This is a genomic window from Paraclostridium tenue (assembly GCF_039521565.1).
Classification (GTDB): domain Bacteria; phylum Bacillota; class Clostridia; order Peptostreptococcales; family Peptostreptococcaceae; genus Paraclostridium; species Paraclostridium tenue.
Map to the genome: position 1 here is coordinate 88,867 of NZ_BAAACP010000007.1, position 23,302 is coordinate 112,168.

20 protein-coding genes are annotated in these 23,302 nt (G+C 27.5%); 5 read left to right on the plus strand and 15 right to left on the minus strand.

The features are described from left to right. Positions 1-678 precede the first annotated feature (678 nt). The 3 genes from ABFX13_RS07150 to ABFX13_RS07160 all read right to left on the minus strand — a co-directional run bounded on the left by ABFX13_RS07150 (position 679) and on the right by ABFX13_RS07160 (position 3,855). Positions 679-2,022 carry a TldD/PmbA family protein gene (locus tag ABFX13_RS07150; protein WP_346044335.1) on the minus strand — a complete coding sequence of 448 codons (1,344 nt, stop codon included), beginning with the start codon at positions 2,020-2,022 and terminating at the stop codon, positions 679-681. 2 nt (positions 2,023-2,024) lie between these two features. Then, positions 2,025-3,416, minus strand: a complete 1,392-nt coding sequence (locus ABFX13_RS07155; RefSeq protein ID WP_346044338.1) for a TldD/PmbA family protein — start codon at positions 3,414-3,416, stop codon at positions 2,025-2,027. Positions 3,417-3,477: 61 nt separating this feature from the next. Further along, positions 3,478-3,855, minus strand: a complete 378-nt coding sequence (locus tag ABFX13_RS07160; RefSeq protein WP_346044340.1) for a DUF134 domain-containing protein — start codon at positions 3,853-3,855, stop codon at positions 3,478-3,480. 221 nt (positions 3,856-4,076) lie between these two features. Here ABFX13_RS07160 and ABFX13_RS07165 point away from each other — a divergent pair, with 221 nt between their 5' ends. Further along, positions 4,077-5,342, plus strand: coding sequence for an ArsB/NhaD family transporter (locus ABFX13_RS07165; RefSeq protein WP_346044342.1), 1,266 nt, complete (start codon positions 4,077-4,079; stop codon positions 5,340-5,342). A 24-nt stretch (positions 5,343-5,366) separates the two neighbouring features. Then, positions 5,367-5,840 (plus strand): hypothetical protein, encoded by a 474-nt coding sequence (locus ABFX13_RS07170; RefSeq protein ID WP_346044344.1) that lies wholly within the window; start codon positions 5,367-5,369, stop codon positions 5,838-5,840. A gap of 31 nt (positions 5,841-5,871) precedes the next feature. Here the strand turns inward: ABFX13_RS07170 and ABFX13_RS07175 are convergent, their stop codons facing one another. Both ABFX13_RS07175 and ABFX13_RS07180 read right to left on the minus strand, forming a co-directional pair. After that, positions 5,872-6,294: a hypothetical protein gene (locus ABFX13_RS07175; protein ID WP_346044346.1), complete on the minus strand. Its 423-nt coding sequence runs from the start codon at positions 6,292-6,294 to the stop codon at positions 5,872-5,874. Between the two features lie 297 nt (positions 6,295-6,591). Next, a complete protein-coding gene (locus tag ABFX13_RS07180) occupies positions 6,592-6,924 on the minus strand; it encodes a hypothetical protein (RefSeq protein ID WP_346044348.1) in 333 nt (110 codons plus the stop codon). 147 nt (positions 6,925-7,071) lie between these two features. Between ABFX13_RS07180 and ABFX13_RS07185 the strand changes: the two genes are divergently transcribed. After that, positions 7,072-8,025, plus strand: a complete 954-nt coding sequence (locus ABFX13_RS07185; RefSeq protein ID WP_346044350.1) for a calcium/sodium antiporter — start codon at positions 7,072-7,074, stop codon at positions 8,023-8,025. A 55-nt stretch (positions 8,026-8,080) separates the two neighbouring features. On the opposite strand, the gene ABFX13_RS07190 is transcribed toward ABFX13_RS07185, so the two are convergent. Continuing rightward, positions 8,081-8,437 carry a magnetosome magnetite crystal formation protein family gene (locus ABFX13_RS07190; protein WP_346044353.1) on the minus strand — a complete coding sequence of 119 codons (357 nt, stop codon included), beginning with the start codon at positions 8,435-8,437 and terminating at the stop codon, positions 8,081-8,083. 149 nt (positions 8,438-8,586) lie between these two features. Here ABFX13_RS07190 and ABFX13_RS07195 point away from each other — a divergent pair, with 149 nt between their 5' ends. Continuing rightward, positions 8,587-9,096 carry a thioredoxin family protein gene (locus ABFX13_RS07195; protein WP_270647665.1) on the plus strand — a complete coding sequence of 170 codons (510 nt, stop codon included), beginning with the start codon at positions 8,587-8,589 and terminating at the stop codon, positions 9,094-9,096. Positions 9,097-9,157: 61 nt separating this feature from the next. Here the strand turns inward: ABFX13_RS07195 and ABFX13_RS07200 are convergent, their stop codons facing one another. The 3 genes from ABFX13_RS07200 to ABFX13_RS07210 form a co-directional block, all read right to left on the minus strand. Further along, the gene (locus ABFX13_RS07200) at positions 9,158-9,376 is read right to left on the minus strand and encodes a hypothetical protein (protein ID WP_346044355.1); all 219 of its coding nucleotides are present in this window, start codon (positions 9,374-9,376) and stop codon (positions 9,158-9,160) included. A 22-nt stretch (positions 9,377-9,398) separates the two neighbouring features. Beyond that, a complete protein-coding gene (gene clpB, locus ABFX13_RS07205) occupies positions 9,399-11,999 on the minus strand; it encodes an ATP-dependent chaperone ClpB (protein ID WP_346044357.1) in 2,601 nt (866 codons plus the stop codon). A 274-nt stretch (positions 12,000-12,273) separates the two neighbouring features. Further along, positions 12,274-13,776 (minus strand): PAS domain-containing sensor histidine kinase, encoded by a 1,503-nt coding sequence (locus tag ABFX13_RS07210; protein ID WP_346044359.1) that lies wholly within the window; start codon positions 13,774-13,776, stop codon positions 12,274-12,276. Positions 13,777-14,100: 324 nt separating this feature from the next. Here ABFX13_RS07210 and ABFX13_RS07215 point away from each other — a divergent pair, with 324 nt between their 5' ends. Continuing rightward, positions 14,101-15,765, plus strand: coding sequence for a glutamine--tRNA ligase/YqeY domain fusion protein (locus ABFX13_RS07215; protein ID WP_187005608.1), 1,665 nt, complete (start codon positions 14,101-14,103; stop codon positions 15,763-15,765). A gap of 25 nt (positions 15,766-15,790) precedes the next feature. On the opposite strand, the gene uvsE is transcribed toward ABFX13_RS07215, so the two are convergent. From uvsE to ABFX13_RS07245, 6 genes are all read right to left on the minus strand, one after another. Next, positions 15,791-16,750, minus strand: coding sequence for a UV DNA damage repair endonuclease UvsE (gene uvsE / locus ABFX13_RS07220; protein WP_346044362.1), 960 nt, complete (start codon positions 16,748-16,750; stop codon positions 15,791-15,793). Positions 16,751-16,850: 100 nt separating this feature from the next. Further along, positions 16,851-18,401: a nitrite/sulfite reductase gene (locus tag ABFX13_RS07225; protein WP_346044364.1), complete on the minus strand. Its 1,551-nt coding sequence runs from the start codon at positions 18,399-18,401 to the stop codon at positions 16,851-16,853. A 252-nt stretch (positions 18,402-18,653) separates the two neighbouring features. Further along, entirely contained in the window at positions 18,654-20,156 is a 1,503-nt protein-coding gene (gene panF, locus ABFX13_RS07230) for a sodium/pantothenate symporter (RefSeq protein WP_346044367.1), read from the minus strand. Next, positions 20,156-20,470 (minus strand): YhdT family protein, encoded by a 315-nt coding sequence (locus ABFX13_RS07235; RefSeq protein WP_346044369.1) that lies wholly within the window; start codon positions 20,468-20,470, stop codon positions 20,156-20,158. The genes panF and ABFX13_RS07235 overlap by 1 nt, the downstream gene beginning before the upstream one ends. A 210-nt stretch (positions 20,471-20,680) precedes the next feature. Next, complete coding sequence (locus tag ABFX13_RS07240) at positions 20,681-21,622, minus strand: 4Fe-4S binding protein (RefSeq protein ID WP_346044371.1); 942 nt, start codon at positions 21,620-21,622, stop codon at positions 20,681-20,683. Positions 21,623-21,624: 2 nt separating this feature from the next. Then, the gene (locus tag ABFX13_RS07245) at positions 21,625-23,265 is read right to left on the minus strand and encodes an FAD-dependent oxidoreductase (protein WP_346044373.1); all 1,641 of its coding nucleotides are present in this window, start codon (positions 23,263-23,265) and stop codon (positions 21,625-21,627) included. Between the last annotated feature and the right edge of the window lie 37 nt (positions 23,266-23,302).

Sequence of the window (23,302 nt, forward strand, 5' to 3'; positions counted from 1 at the left end):
AAGTTTTGGAAATTTATTTTCTACGCCCTCTACTGTTACGCTTCATATCTCTAGGTCCCTTTTTATAATCATCTATTTTTATTTGAATCTATAAATTTATTTAAAACCACATGTTTCTTATTTTCACTCTTTACTACATTTTGACTAAAAAAAGCGCTTAAATTACTCATATTAACTTTCTCCAATATTTTAATTTAATTATTACTTCTTACAATCAATTACAGCAATATAATTTTTTATAAATATCATAATTTTTTTAGTTTGCTCCATAAACACTTAATTTAACATTTCTCTATTCCGTATAATATTTACTTCAATATTATGTATAAAAAACAAAAAATAATATAGTATACTGTAATTTTTCTTTAGATAACTAATTAATTGCTCAAAGTGAGCATATCCTATGTATAGGTGTTTATAATAAATAAAAAAGCATCCAATTTAATGGATGCTTCGTATCTATATAATTATTATTCATTTATACTATCTAATTGATCTTCTAATAATCCAGCTCCTACTGCTAATATAAATGGAACTATCATTAATCCGCCTAATATTATTGTCATGTATAACTCCTCCCAATATTTTATTTGGTGAGTTTATTATACATACTTAATCTAAAAAAATCCTTACCAAAACCTTTAAGTTTTCTTACATTTTTGATATATAAATTCTATGCTATTTACCTGCTACAGATAAACCTTCTACTATAACTGATGGAGCCCCTACACTACTTATTGGGAAATTTAGATCATTTCCTATTAATTTAATATTTTTTAATAAATCAAAAAAGTTTCCTGCAACAGTTATTTGTTCTACTGGATATTCTTTTTTTCCATCTTTTATATAAAATCCTTTAGCTGCTAAAGAAAAATCACCCGTTATAGAGTTCGCTCCAGAGTGAAGACCTGCAAAATCTGTTACCATAATTCCTTCTTTAATCTCTTCCATAAGCTCACCTATACTAGCTTCTCCCTTTTCTATATAAAAGTTCGTAGGCTCTACACTTACCGGAGAAGAATACGATGCTTTAAATCCATTTCCTGTGGTTTTTACATTAGCTTTATGAGCTGTTTTTAAGTTGTGTAATAGGGTATTTAAGACTCCATTTGATACTATATCTTTTTTAAATGTTGCAACTCCTTCATCATCAAAAGGTGTTGATGCTAAACCTTTATCTAGAAGAGGGTCATCCACTATTGAAACAATATCAGATGCTATAATCTCACCTTCTTTTCCTTTCAATAAAGATAATCCTCTCTGAGCAGCCTCACCACTAAATATATCTGCAAAAGTTTCAAGTAAAGAAGCCATAGCTTCATTGTATACTATGGTTTTGTAATTGCCTGAAGAAATAGTACTTCCACCTAATTTAGATAAAGCTTCTTTTACACCTTGCTTTGCTATTTCTTTAGTATCTATTTCTTCTAAAGAATCAGCTATCTTATATCCCATTCCATCTTGCTTTTCATTATTACCTTCAACTATAGGAATAACATATGCTATAATTAAATTTCCCTTATTACTTAACGCTAAACCTTTAGTATTATATATTCCATTTTTAGAAGAACTATAAGATACTTTACAACTACTTATATTAACTACTTTATCACTATATTCTTTAGTTTGTTTTTCTAAATCTAATGCAATTTCTATTAATTTCGCCGCATCTATGTTTTCTAGTTTTTCTGAATAAGTTTGAACTTTACTATAATTTTTGTCACCTTCATATATAAACTGTTCATCAGTACTCTCTATGCACTTAGATGCTTCCTTTGCATTTTTTATAAGCATATCTATAGCCTTATCATCTAAAATTTCAGTATATGAATACCCCATCTTCCCATTTAGCATTCCTCTAAATGACAATCCAAAAGATTTATCTAAATTATACTTTTCTACTTCACCTTCATAAACTGTTATACTTATATCTTCACCATCAGTATAATAAATTTCACAGTCTTCAAAACCTTCATTTAAAGCCTTCTCAAACAGTATATTTTTAAATTCTTTAAAGTCCATAACTATTCCTCCGATCTTCCACCTACAGTAATTTCTTTAACTCTTATCATAGGTTGCCCTACGTTTGTTGGTATACTTCCTGATGATGAACCACACATACCTTGGGCTTGAGCTAAATTATTTCCAACCATATCTATATTCATAAGTACATCGCTACCTTTACCTATTAAACTAGCACCTCTTACAGGTTCTTGTATCTGACCATTTTTTACAATATATCCTTCTGCTACTGCAAAGTTAAACTCTCCAGTAACTGGATTTACAGATCCTCCTCCCATCTTTTTAGCGTATAGACCATTATCTATTGACTTTATTATATCTTCTGGATTATCATCTCCTGGTGCTATGTACGTGTTAGTCATTCTTGATGTTGGAGCATATTTATAACTTTGTCTACGAGAACTTCCTGTTGGTTCCATGTTCATTCGTCTTCCATTTAATTTGTCTATCATATATGATTTTAAAATTCCATTTTCTATTAATACATTTTTCTTTGTAAAGTTGCCTTCATCATCTATATTACTAGATCCCCAATGATTAGCTAATGTTCCATCATCTATTGCTGTTACTTTTGTCGAGGCAATTTGTTTTCCTAATTTGTCAGAAAATACTGAATTTCCTTTAGCTACTGATGTTGCTTCTAGTGAATGTCCACAAGCTTCATGAAATATAACTCCTCCAAATCCATTGTCTATTGCAACAGTCATTTTGCCTGCTGGACAATTTCTTGCATGTAGCATAGTATGAGCTGTTCTTGCAGCTTCTTTTCCATAGAAAACTGGGTCTATTTCTTCAAACATTTCAAATCCTTTTGCTCTTCCTGGCCCTTCAAATCCTGTTTGATTTTCATTTCCCTTAGAAGCTACAGCGCTTATTCCAAGTCTTGTTCTTATTCTTTCATCTTCTATATATAAACCTTCACTATTTGCAACTAATATTTTTTGTGCTTTATCTAAATAAGTTACATTTACCTGTGATATCTCTTTACTATAATCTTTTGCGCTTTTATATGCTTCTTTCATTACTTTTATTTTTTTTTCATAGTCTATAGCATTTGGATATAATTTTATGTTGTGCATATTCTCATAGTTAACATTATTATTTATAACTATAGATTTTTCTTCTTTTAAACTACCTAATGCCAATGCTGCTTTATAAGCTGTATCTAAAAGAGATGATAAAGAATTATCATTAGTATAAGCATAAACACTTTTGAAATTTTTAAATATTCTTATGCCTATACCATAACTTCTTCCACCTAGTGCATTTTCAACTTTACTATCTATTAATCCTATAGAATTGCTTATTGTATCCTCTTCAAATATTTCTGCAAAATCTCCACCAGTTATCAAACACTTTGATAAAACCTTAGAAGCTATTTCTCTTGAAATCATATTATTCCTCCTATTTTTTTCACTATTACTTTAATTGTATCATAAAAAAAGTTACTGGCATTTATAACCAATAACTTTTTTTATCAAATCCAGCTTCTTCTGCACTCATAACTTTATTGCTTGTGCAAAGTGGACAAGCTATTCTTTCTTCATAACCTGTTACTTTATATATAGTTCCACAAGTTGCACATCTAAATGTAAAGTATAAATTATTATCTATTTGTTCTTCTTCTAATATAATCTTTATTATACTATCTTTTCCTATACTTTTTGCTATTTTAGTTCTTGCACTATTTAATGTTTCATTAAATTCTTCCGTTGTCATTTTCATTTTTTTAGCACAAGTTTTTATTTTTATTCTTTCTATATCCACTAATTTTATAGCTTCTATCTCTTCTTTTTTAAGTTTCAATTCTATTTGTTTTGTATTTTCATTCATGTTGTCCATCTCCTATATCAAATTAAAACTAATTTATTGGTATTTAGTGGTATATAGCTATATATTATAATATGTTTATTTTAGTATATAGTGATTATTTATAAAACTAATTATTTTCTTTACTTTTTAATAACTTTTTTGATTTCTGTAACATTTCAAATTTTTAACTATACTTTAATTATTAGCTTTAAGTTTTTAAACTTACTAAGGAGGCGATAGTCATGTACACTAATCAAATAATAGCCATATCTATATTTTTGCTAGTTATGATAGCTATTATATCTGAAAAAGTAAACAGAGCTGTTGCTGCTGTAGCAGGTGCTTTGCTTATGTTGATATTTAATATCGTATCATTTGAAAATAGCCTTAAACATATTGATTTCAATACTATTGGTGTTTTAATAGGTATGATGATTTTTGTATCAGTTGTTAAAAACTCTGGCTTATTTGAGTATATAGCAATCTTTTCAGCAAAAAAATCAAAAGGCGATCCTTGGAAAATAATGCTTTGTTTTATGATACTAACAGCAATTTTATCTGCTGTATTAGATAATGTAACTACTGTTTTGTTAATTGGTCCAATGACGATAGTCATAACTCAAATATTAAAAATAAATCCTACTCCATTTTTAATAACTCAAATACTCGCTTCTAACATAGGGGGTACATCAACTTTAATAGGTGATCCTCCAAATATAATGATAGGTAGCGCTGCTAATTTAAGTTTTATGGATTTTGTAGTTAATCTTGGCCCTGTAGTTATAATAATACTATTTTCTACTATTGTATGTTTTAAGTTTGTATTTAAAAAACACTTAGTAGTAGCTGACATATATAAAGAAAAAATATTATCTCTAGATGAAAATAAAGCAATAAAAGATAAATCTTTACTTATTAAAAGTATCATCATGATGATATTTATTTTGCTTGGATTTGCTCTTCATAACATAATTCACATTGAATCAAGTATAGTTGCTTTAACAGGTGCTACTTTAATGATTTTTATAGGTAAGCAAGATGTAGATGAAATTCTTTCAAGTATTGAATGGTCTACAATAGCATTCTTTGGAGGTTTGTTCATTGTAGTCGGTGGTCTTGTAGAGATAGGTATTATAAATTTTATAGCTGAATACTTAATAAATGCTACAAAGGGTCACTTAATAATTACTATGTTAGTAATCCTTTGGTTATCAGCTATAATATCATCTTTTCTGGACAATATACCATTTGTCGCTACATTGATACCACTAATTTTAACCATGCAATCTCAAGGTGTTGATGTAACTCCAATTTGGTGGGCTACATCCTTAGGTGCTTGCTTAGGAGGAAATGGTACATTAATAGGTGCTTCTGCTAATATTGTTTTATCTAATATTGGTCAAAAAAATGGATATCCAATAACATTTAAAGAGTACTTTAAAATAGGTTTTCCGCTTATGATTTTATCAATAATTATTTCAACTCTTTATCTATTAGCCCGTTTCTAATAAAAAATTTTAGGAGGTTTATAAATGAGCATTTTAAACAACGCTTATGGGGACACTATAGAAGCTAGACTTAGATACATCGGTGCTACTGACATAAGAAAAGTTCATGGAATTTTATATTTTATTGAGTTTGAAATTGATAATAACTTGAAAGTTTCCTACACTTATAACATAAATACTAAAAATAAATATTATTTACAAAGAATCAAACCATATCCTATACCAGAAGGAGTATTTGAAAAAGAATATGAAGTTGTTTCATTTATAGAAAAAGATATAAAAAAATTTACCAATGCTAAAAAAAGTAATAATTTTGATTTATTCTTAAAAATTAACAACGAACTAAATACTATCTGTTTAGATATCGAAAAACTATTTTTAAATTACAACATAGATAAAATGGATTTAGAAAAATTAAAAGCTGAACTTGATGATATACTAAATCTATTTGAAAACTCTAAAAAAAGATCACCTAAAATCAATATAGATAATAAATAAGGAGATAGGTAACCTATCTCCTTTAATTTTTTTAATTAGATGCATTTTTGAAATTTAATTTTTTACATCTATTCATAACAAAATTAATTAATGATGATATAGTTATTCTTATTGGAGTGAATAAAATTAATGATATTACTATGGATTTAACCAAGTATATAAAACTAAAGTTTCTTTCCATACTTAATAATAATATATCAAAACACATAGTAACTATTATAATGTTCATATACATATATGTATTTTTTAGTTTTTCTTTTTTAGTTTTAATTACTAAATATAGTATTGGTATAAATATCATTGAAATTGAAGATATCATTATAAATATAATATTTTTAAAACTTAAATTTGAATGTTTAACAAATATTATATACATTGAGTAAAAAATAATATTTGATATACTTAAATATTTAAAATATATTTGCATTACTTTATTTAAAATATTGTTTTTCATTTTATCACCTCAATATAATATACTTAATCAACAAAATTAATATCACATGTTTTTATAAATAAAAAGGAGTTATCTTTAAATAACTAATCATAGATAACTCCCCTTATAGTTTATAAACTTCTCCATACTTTAACCTCCAATATTTTACCTTAACTTATATTGTAGCAATATTTAATATTTTTGTACTCATAGGCTAAATTTTATATTTATAATTTTATTATTATATAAAAAATAGATATACCAAAAGTGATTATAAATTTTTTTGTATTTAAATCCTTTTTGGTATATCTTAAATTTTTAAATTTTATTATTTTCACTATTTTTATTCCTTATATACCTTCTGTAATTCATCATATCTATGGCTACCAAACTAACACCTATACCAATAATCACAGCACCTTTCATTTCCCCTGTTATAATTCCAACTACTATTCCTATTAAAATTCCTAAAATTATATATATTATTGATTTCACTTTAGGGTTTAATTTCAACTTGATGTATACCGCCATTCTTGAGTATAAAAAAGCTCCAACTATTAGCCCCACTAAAGATAATATTATGGTGCCTTGTATCTGCCCTAAAATTAAACCTATTCCAATACCTATTAAAATACATCCAATCGCTACCATTTACAAGTCCCCTTTATTTTCTTTTATATATCTTATGCTTATAATATTGAAAAGTTACTTGATTTATTATGCATGGGTTAATATTTTATATTGGTATTTTTTGTGTTATACTATTTATTATGATAATGTCAATTTTAGGAGGTTTTTATGCCATTTATAACTTTATTAATTGGATTTGCCCTACTTATTAAAGGTGCAGATATATTTGTTGATGGCGCATCTTCCATAGCAAAAAAGTTTAATGTTTCACCTATGCTAATAGGTTTAACTATAGTTGCTATGGGAACTAGTGCTCCAGAAGCAGCTGTTAGTGTATCATCTTCATTAGCTGGTCAAAATGATATGAGTATTGCTAATGTAGTAGGTTCTAACTTTTTTAATATACTTATAGTTTTAGGAGTTTCATCTATCATAGCTAAATTGCCAGTTGAAAAAGAAACTATAAAAAAAGATACTCCATTTTTAATTTTTATAAGTATACTGCTTTTAGTTTTAAGCTTTAATTTTAATTTGAGCAGATTAGATGGTGTGGTTTTCTTAGTATTATTTGTTTTATTCTTAATAAATATGATAAAGTCTAATATAAGCTCAAAAGATGTTGAAAGTTCTAGTGGGGAAGCTGCTATAGCCATTGAAGCTATAGACACAAAGACTATACATATGCCTAAGACTTTACTACTTTGTTTAATTGGTATAGTTGGAATAGTGTTTGGTGGAGATTTAGTTGTAGACTCTGCAACTAATATAGCAACATCATTTGGTATGAGTCCTAATTTAGTAGGCCTTACTATCGTTGCTATGGGAACATCACTTCCAGAACTTGTTACTTCTGTAATAGCAGTAAAAAAAGGTGAAACAGAAATTGCTATAGGAAATGTTATAGGTTCTAATATATTTAATATATTGTTAGTTCTAGGTTTAGCTGCTTTAATACATCCTATGGCTGTTAGTATGGTAGCTATAATAGATACTATTTTTATGACTGCTGTAACAATTCTTTTATACATATTTATTAAAAAGAATAACTCACTTACTAAAATTCACGGTATAATTTTTGTAATAATTTATTTTATTTACTTAATATATACTATAATACGATAGTAAAATAAAAAAGAAATATGGACTAATTTAAAACTAGTCCATATTTCTTTTTTATTTACTTTAGTTTTTGAAGAATTTTTAAAGTTAAAGGATATATAAATTCTTTATGTTTATAATACTGTATTATAGCCATTATACATATAACTGCATATACAAGTGTCATTATAGGCAATAAATATTTTCCAACTTCTACAAAACATAATAATAAGACTATAATTTCATATATTACGAAGGATATGTAAAAATCAATAAGTCTTGTTCCATTTCTTTTAATAAATGCCGACTGTTTTCCATAAACTTGACATGTAACATATACTATTATAGCTCCTATTATGTTAAAAAACATAACAGCTAATGTCATAACTATCATCATAGTACTTTCATTTTTTGTACATCTTTCACAATCTGTCATACTAAAAAAAATCCTTTCTCTAAATACTTACTTTTATATTTTGAACTATATTTTTAAAATCGTCAACTTTTTAATAAGTATATAGGTTTACTAATTTAAATTATTTGGATATAATTTTTATAAATATATAATAATAGGGGAGATTTGTTATGGCAATTGAAATGAGTATTAAAGACTTATATAAAGTTGGTGAAAGCTTTGAAAGTTGTGTTGGTAGCGGTAGTAAATCTGAAAGAGCTAGAATACCTAAAAATACATCTAGAATCAATTTAAGTGAAGATATTATAAATAAAATAGCTACTTATCCAAATAAAGTTAACTGCCTTGTTTCTGGAGAAATATGGTGTCCTGATTTTCAGCTTAATATATCCGTTTTAAAAAAATTTGTTGATATTAATGACAATTTTGATATATCAGTCATAACTATGGGTAGAGGTAAAAAATTTATGAGTGAGGCTTTGAATATAGAAAAAGAAAACTTTAAAGGTCCAACGATTGCTTTTTTAGATGAAAATTTTAATGTAATTGGCACATTTGAAGAAAGACCAAAGTCAGTACTTAAATTTGAAAATTTTGAAGATGTAAAAATAGATTACTATAAAGGAAAATATTTATCTGATACAGTTAATGACTATTTAGAAATTTTAAATATATTATAAAATATAAAACTAATAAAAACAAAATGTGTATCTCAATACCTGAGATACACATTTTTATTTTTTATGGAATTAATGTATCAATTCCATTTATATACTTTTCCTCTTCTATTGAAGATATTGAACTTAAATTTATACTTACACCACTTTTAAGTTCAACTAACTTACATGGTAATTCTCCATTTTCATTTAATTTATCTTCTAAAAAGTTTTCCATAAAGTCTTTTACATGTTTATAGTCAGCTTCATATTCATTTCCATCTTTCATTAAGATCTTTATCATTGCTGTCATCTCCTTTTGTGAATTACATATCCTCTACTTTGATGTCTATGTTTTCATCATTTGCATCTATAATTACATGACAACCATCATATACTTGTCCTGCTATTATCATTTTAGCTATCTTAGTTTCTAGTATATTTCCTATATATCTTTTTAATGGTCTAGCTCCATATATAGGGTCATAACCTTCATTTATTAATATATCTTTAGCACTATCTGTTATGCTTAAAGTTATACGTCTATCTTTTAATCTTCTTCTTAAATCATCTAGGAATATATCTATTATTTTTCTTATACCTTCTTTATCTAGTGGTTTAAACATTATTATATCGTCAACTCTATTTAAAAATTCAGGTTTGAATCTTCTTTTCATTTCATTCATAACAAGTTCTTTTGTTGAATCTGTTATTTTACCTTCTCCTTCTAATAAGTATGAGCTTCCTATATTTGAAGTCATTATTATTATAGTATTTTTAAAGTCAACAGTTTTACCTTTATTATCTGTAAGTCTACCATCATCTAGTATTTGAAGGAATAAGTTAAACACATCTTCATGTGCTTTTTCTATCTCATCAAATAATATAACTGAATATGGATTTCTTCTAACTATTTCAGTTAATTGTCCACCTTCTTCATATCCTACATATCCTGGAGGAGGTCCTATAAGTCTAGATACCGCATGTTTTTCCATATATTCACTCATATCAATTCTTACTATATTTTCTTCACTATCAAATAAATTTCTAGCTAAAGTTTTAGCAAGTTCTGTTTTTCCAACTCCTGTAGGTCCTAGGAATATAAATGAACCTATTGGTTTATTTTCATCTTTAAGACCTGCTCTATGACGAATAACAGCATCACTTACTGCAGTTACTGCTTCATCTTGTCCTATAACACGAGTTTTAAGTTCATCTTCTAGTCTAAGTAATTTTTCTTTTTCACTTTCAACTAACTTAGTTACAGGTATATTAGTCCATTTAGCTACTATTTGTGCTATTTCATCTTCTGTTACTTCTTCTTTTAATAAAGATGTTTCATTGTCTTGTTCCATTTTATCTTCTGCTTCTTTTATCTCTTTTTCAAGATTTGGGATTACCCCATATTTAAGTTCAGCAGCTTTATTTAAATCGTATTCTCTTTCATATCTTTCAACCTCTCCTCTAGCTTCATCAAGCTTAGCTTTAAGGTTTCTTATATTCATTATATGAGATTTTTCTTTTTCATATATTGCAGTTAAATCGTCATTTTTTGATTTTAAATCTGCAAGTTCATTTTGAAGTTTTTCAACTCTTCTTTTACTTGCTTCATCATCTTCTTTAATAAGTGCTTCTCTTTCTGTTTCTAATGTAAATATTTTTCTTCTAACAATATCAAGCTCTGTTGGTAGAGAATCTATTTCACTACGTATCATTGCACTAGCTTCATCTATTAAGTCTATTGCTTTATCTGGTAAATATCTATCTTGAATATATCTATCAGATAATTTAGCTGCAGCAACTATTGCTGAATCGTGTATTCTTATACCATGGTGTATTTCAAATTTTTCTTTAAGTCCACGAAGTATAGATACAGTATCACTTACACTAGGTTCATCTGCTATAACTGGTTGAAATCTTCTTTCTAGTGCTTTATCTTTTTCTATATATTGTCTATATTCATCAAAAGTAGTTGCTCCTATACAGTTAAGCTCTCCACGTGCTAACATTGGTTTAATTAGATTTCCTGCATCCATAGCACCATCAGTTTTACCAGCACCTACTATTGTATGTATCTCATCTATAAATAATATAATTTTACCTTCAGAAGCTTGAACTTCTTTAAGTACAGCTTTTAATCTTTCTTCAAATTCTCCTCTATATTTTGCACCTGCTATTAATGAACCCATATCAAGTGCAAATATAATCTTATCTTTAAGACCTTCTGGAACGTCTCCTCTTACTATTCTTTCTGCTAATCCTTCTACTATAGCAGTTTTACCAACACCAGGTTCACCTATTAGTACAGGATTATTTTTAGTTCTTCTTGATAAAATTCTTATAACTCTTCTTATTTCTTCATCACGACCTATAACCGGGTCTAATTTATTTTTCTTAGCTAAATTTATTAAGTTTGTTCCATATCTAGCTAATGCATCGTAAGTTCCTTCTGGGTCCTGAGTCTCAACTCTTTGATTTCCTCTAACTTTTGATAATACTTCCATAAAGTTGTTTTTAGTTATGTTAAATTGTTTAAATATTTTACCTATATTTGAATGCTTCTCTAATTCTATTATAGCTAAAAATACATGTTCAACACTTATATATAAATCGTTAAATTCTTTAGATATTTCTTCTGATTTTAAAAGTATCTCATTTAATTTTCTAGTAGCTACTACACCTTGTGAACTAGCTGCCTCACCTTGTATTTGAGGTAATTTTAAAAGTTCAGTTTTTACACTAGCTTTTAGGCCTTCAACAGATATACCCATTTTTTCTATTATTCTAGGAATTAATCCATCTTCTTGGTCTATCAATGCATAAAGTAAATGAATTGTATCTACTTGTTGATTGTGATTTTTAACAGCTTCACTAAAAGCATCATTTAAGCTTTTTTGGACTCTTTGTGTCATTTTATCTACTTCCATAAAAAACTCCTCCAAACTTTTAATCTATAATTTTAATATTCTTATACCACTACAAATACAATTTAAACACATGTTGTCAATGTAAATATATTCTTATTTTTCTTTAATTTATGAAAAATTTTTATTTTTATAATCAAATTTTATGTTTAAAATTTATTATTTACTTTAAATTATGTTATAATGCACACAAAAAACGTTATACTTAAATTAAAAATAATCTAATGAAAAAATACAAAAATAAAAAAGTGGATGATTATTTATAAATCATCCACTTTTAAGCATATATATCAGAAAATTCTACATCTATCTTTTGTACAAACTTTTCTTTTAAAATCGTTTCATCTATTAATTCTAACTTATTGTTATATAATTTATTAGGTATACTTATTATAAACTCACTACCTTCTCCTAATACACTTTTTACCTCTATACTTCCTTTATGTAACTCTACTAATGATTTAACTAAAGATAGACCTATTCCACTTCCTACCTTACTATTTACACTTTTATGTTTTACTTGCTTAAATCTATCAAATATTTTATGTAAATCATGTTTAGGTATACCTATTCCCTCATCTTTAACACTTATTTTTATACTGTTTTTATAGTTTTTAATAGTAACTTGTATAGTTTTACCTTTTTCGTTAAATTTTAATGCATTAGACAATAAATTTAAAACTATTCTTTCCATCTTATCTAAGTCAAACCCTATAATTTTTTCTTCTGTATCTGTATCAAATATTATATTCATCTCATTTTGAGTAGCAAAATCGCTAACAGAATCACATATACTTTCAACAAACTTAACTATATCATAGTTTTTAGGATTAAATTCTACATTTTCATAAGTTAATTTAGTAGAGTCGATTATATTATCAACTAATTTTAATAACCTGTACCCATTTTGCTTTATTATAGTTAAATATTTATCATCTTTTTCTCCAGTTTTATTATTTATAATATCATATCTATAATTTAGCATTTGAACAGAGCTAAATATAAGATTTAGTGGTGTTCTTAATTCATGTGCTATGTTTGCTAAAGATTCTGCTCTTATTTTTTCTATATCTTCTTCATATTTTTTTCTTTCATTTATATTTCTAGCTACACCTATAACTCCTAAAACATCTCCAGATTCAGATATTATTGGTGTTTTTACCGTTTCTAGGTGTATAATTTCTCCGCTATTTAAGGTAACATTTTCATAATATGTTTTAGTAGTCTTAGATTCCATTACTTCTAAATCCTTAAGCCTATATCTTTTAGAGTTTATATCAACTACAGGTAACTCTTCATCAGTTTTTCCTATTATTTTACTTCTATCAAGTTTTATTAATTTATCTGAATAACTTTTATTGCATCCAATCAATTTACTATTTTTATCTTTGTAAAATATATAATCTGGAATAGCATCCACTAGAGTTTGTAAAATTTTTAAATGTTCTAATTTTTTATTTTCTATAATCCACAATACATATCTATCTTTAGATACTGATGATATAGATATTTTGTACCACCCATCTAAATAAGGTATATATGAATCTTGATCTTCTTTTCCTTCTTTTAAATTTTTATCTAATATTCCAGGTATTACATCCTTTATACTCTTTCCCTCTATGTCAGTAAATTCTAGGTTTAATAATTCACAAGTTTTTTCATTTAAGTCTTTTATTATAAAGTCAGTAAAAATTTCATTTTCATCTTTTACGACCCTTCCATATAAATATGGAAAAGGACATGTCTTTAATATTTCACTACAAAACTTAAAATTTAGCATCTCCCCACCCCTAATAAAAATACTCTAATTAAATTATAGCAAGATTATATATAAATTTCATTATTAAATTGTTAATATTGTTAATATTGTTTATATTTTGTTAGTAAGTCTGTGGATTACTTCTTTTACCAAATAATTTTATAATATAAGTTTAATATCTATTTTATTTTTTATACTTCGCAAACATTTTCTTTACATATTTTTCTTTATAAATGCAATAAATTGCCTCCTAGTCCTTTATTTTTTTTGCAATTTGAATTAAAATTATTAATAATAGTAATTATATAATAATAATACAAATTTAATAGATAAGAGGTAACGAATATGTCAAATGAAAATAAGTCATCAAACTTTATAAGAAACATAATAGTTAATGATTTAGAATCTAAAAAACACGATACTATCATAACTCGTTTCCCACCAGAACCAAATGGATATTTACATATTGGTCATGCTAAATCTATATGCTTAAATTTTGGTTTAGCTGAGGAATTTAACGGTAACGTAAACTTAAGATTCGATGATACAAATCCTGTTAAAGAGGATGTAGAGTATGTAAACTCTATAAAAGAAGATGTAAAGTGGTTAGGTTTTGACTGGACTAATTTATACTTTGCTTCTAACTACTTTGATGAAATGTATGAAAGAGCAGTTTTACTTATAAAAAAAGGTAAAGCTTATGTATGTGATTTAAATGCTGAACAAATGAGAGAATACAGAGGTTCATTAACAGAGCCTGGTAAGGAAAGTCCTTATAGAAACAGAACTGTTGAAGAAAACCTTGATTTATTTGAAAGAATGAAAAACGGAGAATTTAAAGATGGAGAAAAAGTATTAAGAGCTAAAATAGATATGTCTTCTCCTAATATCAACTTAAGAGACCCTGCAATATATAGAATATCTCATTCTCACCACCACAACACTGGTGATAAATGGTGTATATATCCTATGTATGCTTTTGCTCATCCACTAGAAGATGCTATAGAAGGAATCACTCACTCTCTATGTTCTTTAGAGTTCGAAGATCAAAGACCTTTATATGATTGGGTTGTAGCTGAATGTGAAATGCCTAAAGTTCCTCGTCAAATAGAATTTGCAAGACTTAACCTTACAAATACTGTTATGAGTAAAAGAAAATTAAAACAACTTGTTGATGAAGGTGTAACTGATGGTTGGGATGATCCTCGTATGCCAACTATAGCAGGTCTTAGAAGAAGAGGTTATACTCCAGAAGCTATAAGAAACTTCTGTAATGAAATAGGTGTAGCTAAAGCAGATTCTACTGTTGATAGTCAAATGTTAGATTACTTTGTAAGAGAAGATTTACAACCTAAAGCTCCACTTGCTATGGGTGTATTAAAGCCACTTAAATTAGTTATAACTAACTATCCAGAAGGCCAAGTTGAAATGCTTGAAATAGAAAACAATGCTAAAGATGAAACTAAAGGAAAAAGATTAGTTCCATTCTCTAGAGAAATATATATAGAACAAGAAGACTTTATGATAGAACCAGTTAAGAAGTACTTTAGACTATTCCCTGGTAATGAAGTTAGATTAAAAGGTGCTTACTTTGTTAAGTGTAATGACTTTATAACTGATGAAGAAGGAAACGTAACTGAAATACATTGTACATACGATCCTGAAACTAAGAGTGGTTCTGGATTTACTGGACGTAAAGTTAAAGCTACTATACATTGGGTAGATGCTGCTTCTTGTGTTCCTTGTGAATTTAGATTATTTGAACCATTAATATTAGATGATGCTCCTGAAAATGAAGGTAAGCATTTCTTAGAACAAATTAATCCTAATTCTCTTGAAATTGTTCAAGGTCTTGTAGAAAAAACTGCTATAGAAAATGCTAAACCTCAAGATAAATTCCAATTCGTAAGACATGGATTCTTTAATGTAGATGATAAATATACTACTGAAGATAAGTTAGTATTTAATAGAATAGTTCCTTTAAAAAGTTCTTTTAAACCTAAAAAGTAATTAAAGCTCCCTATAGGGAGCTTTTTTATATCTCAAAGGTTGAATTATCTATAAATTTTATATCTTTATCTAAAGATTTTATATCCTCAACTAATTTTAATAACGCTAAATCCTTCTTCTTAGCTTCTATCATAATATCAAAATTTCTATTACTTTTTTCTTTTGCTAAGTATATAAAGTCCATAAAACTTTTACTATCTATAAAATCTGCATGTTTTCTATCCTTCTCAAATTCCTTAGGACTTGAAAAGTGAATCTTTGGAGGCAATTCTTCGTTCTTCCAAGTATCAAAAACCTCATTTATTATATCACTTAATTTTTCTCCATTATTTTTACATATATGATGATGAACATCTAAAACCATAGGTAATTTTATATCCTTACATATATTAAGTACATCTATAGCACTAAATACTTTGTCATCATTTTCTAAAATTAACCTACTTACAACCTCTTTAGGAAAATACTTTAAATTATTTATAAATCGCTTAATACTCTCTTCTTTTCCACCTTGTGAACTACCTATATGAATTACCATTTTTCCATTTTTATAATTGATATCATCAAATAATTGACTTTGAAACTTTAAACTTTTTATAGTGTTTTCTACAACCTCACCTCGTAAACTATTTATTACATTAAATTGATCTGGATGCGTATCAACCCTCATGTTATTATCTTTTATAAGTTTACCTATATACTCAAAATCTTTTTTGAAATACGTTCTATATTGAAAATTTACTTCTGGATGCGTTCCTAACGGAATTAAGTTAGATGTAATTCTATAAAAATGTATATTATTTTCAATATTATATCTTAAAATTTTTTCTAAATCTTCTATATTTGATCTTGTAACTTCCTTAAGTTTATTTATTTTATCTATACTGCTATTTAATTTAGTATATCTAGCATAGGTTAATGTGCTTGATGAAGTTACCTTTGGTAAATTTAAAGCTATAGCTACATATCCTAGCCTTACCTTCATATAATTCTCCTTTCAAATATAAATTTATAGGTTTAGCTTTTCCTTTAAATCCAAGATTATTACAAAAAAGAACCCTATAAATTTATAGGGTTCTTTTTTATTATACTAAATATTTATTTACTATTTCATTTACTTCATTTTCATTTTGAGCTAAATATTCATAAAACTCTAAGTTAGAATTTTCTATTGCTTTTGCCATATCATATAAAAAGCTTGGAACATCTTTTCTTAATATATCTCCATATATTTTACCTAACTTAGTTTTATCTTCTCCTACGCATCCTCCCATATGAAGTTCAAATGCATCTTCTGTTTTATCATTAACTCTTTTTTTCTTACCAGCAAATCCTATAGGAGACACTTGATGCGTTGCACAAGAGTTATTACATCCTGAAATGTGTATTCTTGGTAATGTGTCACTTGTATAGTTTTTCTCTTTCAAATAAGCTATTATTTCACTTAAAGTATCTTGACTTTCTGCTATACCCATCTGACAAATAGGCACTCCTATACATGCTGTACTTTGTTCTATTTTATATTTTCCAGTCATGTTTTCAGTTAAATCTAAAACTGTTTTAGCTTCTTCTCCATTTAAATTTCTTATATAGAATCCTTCACTCATAGCAAGTCTTATTTCTATATCATCCATATCTTTTACAGTATCTATTATTTTATCTAAATCTGATACTTTTAATTGTCCATTTACTGGATGAACATAAACTGCATATAATCCATTTTGTTTTTGACTAAATAATCTATTGTCTTTTATATTAGATTCTATACCCTTTTTATTATATTCTTTAGGAGTTAAGTTTAAATCTAAATTGCATTTTTCTTTAACTTCTTTTAAGTGTTTTTTATAACACTCTATTAAAGCTTTTTCTCCCATTTCCATAAGTATGTATCTTGTACGAGCCTTGTTTTTATTTTCATAATTTCCTTTTTCTATAAATAAATTAGTCATAGCTTCTACATGATATAATACATCTTTTGGCTCAACTAATTCATCAAATTCAGCACCTTTTATAGGATTTTTTCCCATTCCACCAGCTATAAATAATCTAAAATAATCTTTGCCGTCTTTTTTTACTGCTAAAAATCCTAAATCATTTATAGTAGCATTTGCTGCATCTTTAGGTGAACTTGAAAAAGATACTTTTAATTTTCTAGGTAATTTATAAGTAGTTATCTTACTCATAAAGTGTTCATTTACCTTTGTTGCATAAAGTGTTACATCAAAAGCTTCTTCTGGATCAACACCTGATAAAGGTGATATAGCAACGTTTCTTGGGAAGTTACCACCTCCACCTCTAGTGTACATATCCTTATGTATCCCTTCTTCCATTATGTCACAAACTTCATCTATAGTTAACCCATGAAGTTGTATTGCTTGACGAGTAGTTAAATGTATTTGCTCTAAATTGTATTTATGTGAAAAATATTGAACTAACTTTAATTGTTCTAAATTTAAAATTCCTGATGCAACTCTAAGTCTTATCATAAAACTTTGTCCATCACGTTGAGCGTAAACCCCCATACCTCCAGAAGCATGTTTAAAATCCATCTTTGACATTTCTTTTTCTAAAAACTTATGCCCTTTTTCTCTAAATGCTGGAATTTCATCTAATAATACTTGTTTATAACTTTCCATATTATGTCTCCTTTTCTAATGAAATAAAAGTATTTTTCCTATATTTTTATTTTATGACACTTTTCTACAAATTAGAAATTGATTCTTTCTATTATAATCATTATATTTTTCAATGATTATAATATTCACATACTAACAATCCTCTAATTACTTATTTTATAAAATTTTTACTTTATATTATATGATTGCCCAAATTTATAATTATAAATAAAAAAACTATCCTTTTAATATATTAAAAAGATAGCTTTTAAACTATTTTTTATAAACTCCCCAGAAAATTTCAATTGTTTCATCTGTTGGAGGTTTTGTAATTTTTGATACTATAATAAAAGAAAGTAGTGATATTAATAAAGGAAGAACTATAGTATGCATTCCAAATGGTCTTGGCCAAATATAACTAAATAATATATATGTTAAAATACCAGTTATTATAGATGCTATAGCTCCACTTGCATTTGCCCTTTTCCAATATAGTCCTAAAACAATTGGCCATAAAAATGTAGCTATTATTCCTGCATTTGCATATAAATTTAACCATACTATTAAATCTGGTGGTTTTATAGCTACAATGTATATAATTATACCTAAAACTGTTGTAACTAATAAACTTATAGTAGCAGTTTTTTTAGCATCTTTTTTTATTTTAGGATTTATATAGTTAGTATATATATCATTTACTATAGAACCAGAGGCAACTAATAGTTGAGAATCCACAGTCGACATTATTGATGCTAGTGGCCCTGCTAAAACTATACCTGCTATTACAGGCGGAAATAATTGAGTAGTTATAGTTGGAATAACTAAATCTCCAGATTCAATCCCTGTAACTAAAGTTCTAGAAAAAGCACCTACTAAATGCATCCCTAAAAGTAATACCATAGATACTATAGTTCCATATTTTATTCCATCATGCAAACTCTTAGTATCTTTATAACTCATAGCCCTTTGAGAAACAGATGGGATACCAACTACTGCAAACCCAACTAAAATCCAAAAAGAAGTTACCCATGCTATACTCATATGCCCTGGAGTTACACCAAATGGAGTTATAAGTCCTTTATTTATACTTTGCATATTATTTATAAGTCTCTCTACTCCTCCACCAGCTATTAGTGTTCCTATAAATATTGCAATGGTTGCAATAGTCATTATAACGCCTTGTATTGCATCTGATATAGTGACAGCTCTAAATCCACCTATTACTGTATGTACAATTACTGTTATTCCAAAAGCTGTAAGAGCTAATTTATAATCGATTCCAATAGCTCCTTGTAAAAGTCTTGCTGCTCCTACCCATTGTGCTGCCATCGCTGCTATAAAAAATACTACTATAGATATAGATGTTAATATAACTACTGAATCTGATTTATATCTTTCTCTTAAAAAATCAGTGATTGTCACTGCATTTATTTTTCTAGCTATAATTGCAAATTTTTTACCAAGAACTGCAAGCGTAAAATAACCTGTTGGCATTTGAGCCATAGCTAAAAATACCCATCCTAATCCTTGAGTGTAGGCAGTTCCAGGTCCTCCAATAAAACTTCCTGCACTTAAATAAGTTGTAACCAATGTCATAGCTAAAACAAACCCACCTAAATCTCTTCCACCTGTCATGTATTCATCCATAAATCCTTTTTCTCCGGCAGCTTTATTTTTAGCTCTATTTACAAATTTCATTGAATAAAAACCTACTACAAACACAACTATAAAGTATATTATAATAGGAATTAAAACTTGAAAGTTTATAGATTTCATTATTTATATTCCTTTCTATATTCTTTTAACTCATCTTCACTTAATCCATCTAATGACATATTTTTGAAAAATTTATTTATCATTATAACGGTTAATATAGAAAATAGTACTCCTCCTACTATACAACTCATAAAAAACCATGATGGAAAACCAAACATATATGTATATTCTGATACAGGTTTTGATCCTAAACCATATCCAAATCCAAACCACCAGATTAAATTGACTATACCTAATACTAATCCCATTATAGCCTCTTTATTACATTGTTTATATCTAGGATCTTCTTCAAACTCTTTTCCTTTTTTCGTCATATAGTGTATCTCCTTTACTCATATTTACTTATTTAATATGTCCAAAATAAACTTTTCCTATTTTAGAAAATTATTCAAGTATACAATATACATTAAAAATATACCTTATCCGTAAGAATATGTCTATAAAATCTTAAAAATTCTCTAAATTCGTATTAAAATTAAACATAAAAAAAAACTTGCAAAATTAAAATTTTGCAAGTTTTTTTATTAACAAGTAGCTCCACCTACAGTATGTAATTGAGCTTCTAATATTTCTTCTTTTCTTTCAAGTACTTCATTTCCTAAAACTTGAACTTCTATGTTTTCAACACCTATTCTATCTATCATATCTCCAAAGCGTTCTCCTGTTTTACCTTGTTCTCTATATATAAGAAGAGTCTTTTCTAATATATTCATCATTTCTTCTTCACTATGTATTCCTGATATAGGAGTTCCTGGTCTTGAGGCTTTACCCCATTTACCTCCTAAATATATCTTTAAACCTTTTTTCCCTTCATCAATTGCATCAAAATGACATTTTCCTATACATAACCCACAGTTATTGCATTTTTCTCTATCTATAAAAGCTTTACCATCAACCATGCTTATAGCTCCTACCTTACAAGTATCTCTAGGAGCACATTTTTTACATCCTGAACACATATCTTCATCAAAGTCTGGTACAAACTGTCCTATTACTCCAAAATCATTTAAACTAGGCTTTATACAGTTATTTGGACATCCTCCAACTCCTATTTTAAATTTGTGTGGTAATTTTACATCATACCATTTTTCATAAAACTCTTTATGAAGCTTAGTTCCTATTCCCTGTGTATTGCAAAGTCCAAATGTGCAAACTGTACCTTTACATGGAACTATAGGTCTTACTCTAGAACCAGTTCCACCTGAAACTAAATTATCCTTTTTTAAATGCTCTTTAGTATTTTCTATATCTTCATATTTAATTCCAGGTATTTCTAAAGTAAGTCTTGATGTTAACGATATATCTCCGCTTCCGTACTTCTTAGCTATTTCTGCAACATTTATTAATTGGTCTGCAGTTATAGCTCCATTTTCAGTTATAACCCTACAAGAAAAATGTTTCCCATCATTATTTGATAAAAATCCTTGTCCCTTAACTTCTTTTCTCATTGCATCTGTTATTTTCATAATTAATTTACCCCCATTTCAGTGTTTATCTCTCTATTTAAAGCTAATCCACCTTCTAAAATTTGTACATCTTTATACCCAAAATGCTTCATTCTATTGTATGCTAAATAAGCTCTTTTACCTCTAGCACAAACTAAAAGAATTTTATCATCATACTCAAACTCATCTAACTTTCCATTTAGCGTTGCTAAATCTATAAATGGTATACCTTCTAATTGAGGTTTTTTATTTACATCTGCTAATTTATAATCTTCTTGATTTTCAACAAAATCATTGTACCTTACTATTTTTACATCTCCATTAATTTTATTTAAAAGTACATTTGCCACATGACCTAATGGGTGTATAGCTGTTGAAAAAGGTGGTGCATATGCTAAATCTAAATTTTGTAAATCACCGATTGTAGCATTAAAAGTTATTGCTGTTGCAACTATATCTATTTGTTTATCAACATTTCCTTCTCCAAATATTTGAGCTCCTAATACCTTTTTACTGTTTTTATCTGCTATAAGCTTAATAATTATCATTTTAGAATCTGGATAATAATGAGCTTTATCATCTATTGGAACTATGACACTTTCTACTTCATATCCTAAATTTTTTGCATCTTTTTCAGTTAGTCCAGTTCTTGCTGCATTTAAATTTAATAACTTTACTATTCCAGTTCCTAATACACCATTAAATGGAGTCTTTTCTCCACTTATAGTTTTAGCAACACATCTTCCTTCTTTATTTGCAGATGATCCCATTGGAGACCATACAGGCTTTCCACTTAGTATATTTTTTACTGTTACACAATCACCTACTGCATATATATCTTCATCATTGGTTTGCATATATTCATTAACTTTTATAGTCTTATTTTCCTCTAATTCTAAACCACAATCACTTGCAATCTTTGTATTAGCTCTTATACCAACAGCCATTACTATCATATCTGCTTTCATAGCTCTTTTATCTGTTCTTACTTTCTTTACTTTATTATCTCCCTCTATAGAAATTAATCTTTCTCCTGTTAAAACCATTATTCCATTTTCCATTAATTCATCTTCAACATAGGAACATACCTCATCATCAAATCCTGGCATTATGTGATCCATAGCTTCAACCAAAGTTGTTTTAACTCCCATTTCATGAAGATTTTCAGCAACTTCAAGTCCTATGAATCCTCCTCCTACTACCACAGCTCTTTTTACATTATCATTTTCAACAACTTCACGAACAGCTATAGCATCATTTGGAGTTCTCATATAATAAACTCCTTCCAAATCTATTCCTTCTATAGGTGGTTTTACTGGATCTGCACCTGTTGCTATAACCAATTTATCATAATTAAATTTAAATTCTTCATTATTATTTAAATTCATTGCATTTACTATTTTTTCTTTTCTATCTATAGATAAAGCCTCTATTCCGGTTTTAACTTCTACCTGAGTTAAATCAGAAAAACTCTTAGGAGTATTTACTATCAAATCTGATTTATTTTCTATAACTCCCCCGACATAGTATGGAAGTCCACATCCTGCATATGAAATATTCTCTCCCTTAGTTATAAGAGTTACATCTAAATCTCTATTTTCACGTTTTAGTTTTGCAGCTGTTTTAGTTCCTGCAGCAACTCCCCCAATTACTAATACTTTCATATTACCCCTCCAAAAATTTATATTAATTATATTTTTA

What these genes read in the sequence shown, in the direction of transcription:
- ABFX13_RS07150 (WP_346044335.1), bottom strand. Translation starts at nt 2,022, where the DNA reads ATGGACTTTAAAGAATTTAAAAATATACTGTTTGAGAAGGCTTTAAAT.
- ABFX13_RS07155 (WP_346044338.1), bottom strand. Translation starts at nt 3,416, where the DNA reads ATGATTTCAAGAGAAATAGCTTCTAAGGTTTTATCAAAGTGTTTGATA.
- ABFX13_RS07160 (WP_346044340.1), bottom strand. Translation starts at nt 3,855, where the DNA reads ATGAATGAAAATACAAAACAAATAGAATTGAAACTTAAAAAAGAAGAG.
- ABFX13_RS07165 (WP_346044342.1), top strand. Translation starts at nt 4,077, where the DNA reads ATGTACACTAATCAAATAATAGCCATATCTATATTTTTGCTAGTTATG.
- ABFX13_RS07170 (WP_346044344.1), top strand. Translation starts at nt 5,367, where the DNA reads ATGAGCATTTTAAACAACGCTTATGGGGACACTATAGAAGCTAGACTT.
- ABFX13_RS07175 (WP_346044346.1), bottom strand. Translation starts at nt 6,294, where the DNA reads ATGAAAAACAATATTTTAAATAAAGTAATGCAAATATATTTTAAATAT.
- ABFX13_RS07180 (WP_346044348.1), bottom strand. Translation starts at nt 6,924, where the DNA reads ATGGTAGCGATTGGATGTATTTTAATAGGTATTGGAATAGGTTTAATT.
- ABFX13_RS07185 (WP_346044350.1), top strand. Translation starts at nt 7,072, where the DNA reads ATGCCATTTATAACTTTATTAATTGGATTTGCCCTACTTATTAAAGGT.
- ABFX13_RS07190 (WP_346044353.1), bottom strand. Translation starts at nt 8,437, where the DNA reads ATGACAGATTGTGAAAGATGTACAAAAAATGAAAGTACTATGATGATA.
- ABFX13_RS07195 (WP_270647665.1), top strand. Translation starts at nt 8,587, where the DNA reads ATGGCAATTGAAATGAGTATTAAAGACTTATATAAAGTTGGTGAAAGC.
- ABFX13_RS07200 (WP_346044355.1), bottom strand. Translation starts at nt 9,376, where the DNA reads ATGATAAAGATCTTAATGAAAGATGGAAATGAATATGAAGCTGACTAT.
- clpB (WP_346044357.1), bottom strand. Translation starts at nt 11,999, where the DNA reads ATGGAAGTAGATAAAATGACACAAAGAGTCCAAAAAAGCTTAAATGAT.
- ABFX13_RS07210 (WP_346044359.1), bottom strand. Translation starts at nt 13,776, where the DNA reads ATGCTAAATTTTAAGTTTTGTAGTGAAATATTAAAGACATGTCCTTTT.
- ABFX13_RS07215 (WP_187005608.1), top strand. Translation starts at nt 14,101, where the DNA reads ATGTCAAATGAAAATAAGTCATCAAACTTTATAAGAAACATAATAGTT.
- uvsE (WP_346044362.1), bottom strand. Translation starts at nt 16,750, where the DNA reads ATGAAGGTAAGGCTAGGATATGTAGCTATAGCTTTAAATTTACCAAAG.
- ABFX13_RS07225 (WP_346044364.1), bottom strand. Translation starts at nt 18,401, where the DNA reads ATGGAAAGTTATAAACAAGTATTATTAGATGAAATTCCAGCATTTAGA.
- panF (WP_346044367.1), bottom strand. Translation starts at nt 20,156, where the DNA reads ATGAAATCTATAAACTTTCAAGTTTTAATTCCTATTATAATATACTTT.
- ABFX13_RS07235 (WP_346044369.1), bottom strand. Translation starts at nt 20,470, where the DNA reads ATGACGAAAAAAGGAAAAGAGTTTGAAGAAGATCCTAGATATAAACAA.
- ABFX13_RS07240 (WP_346044371.1), bottom strand. Translation starts at nt 21,622, where the DNA reads ATGAAAATAACAGATGCAATGAGAAAAGAAGTTAAGGGACAAGGATTT.
- ABFX13_RS07245 (WP_346044373.1), bottom strand. Translation starts at nt 23,265, where the DNA reads ATGAAAGTATTAGTAATTGGGGGAGTTGCTGCAGGAACTAAAACAGCT.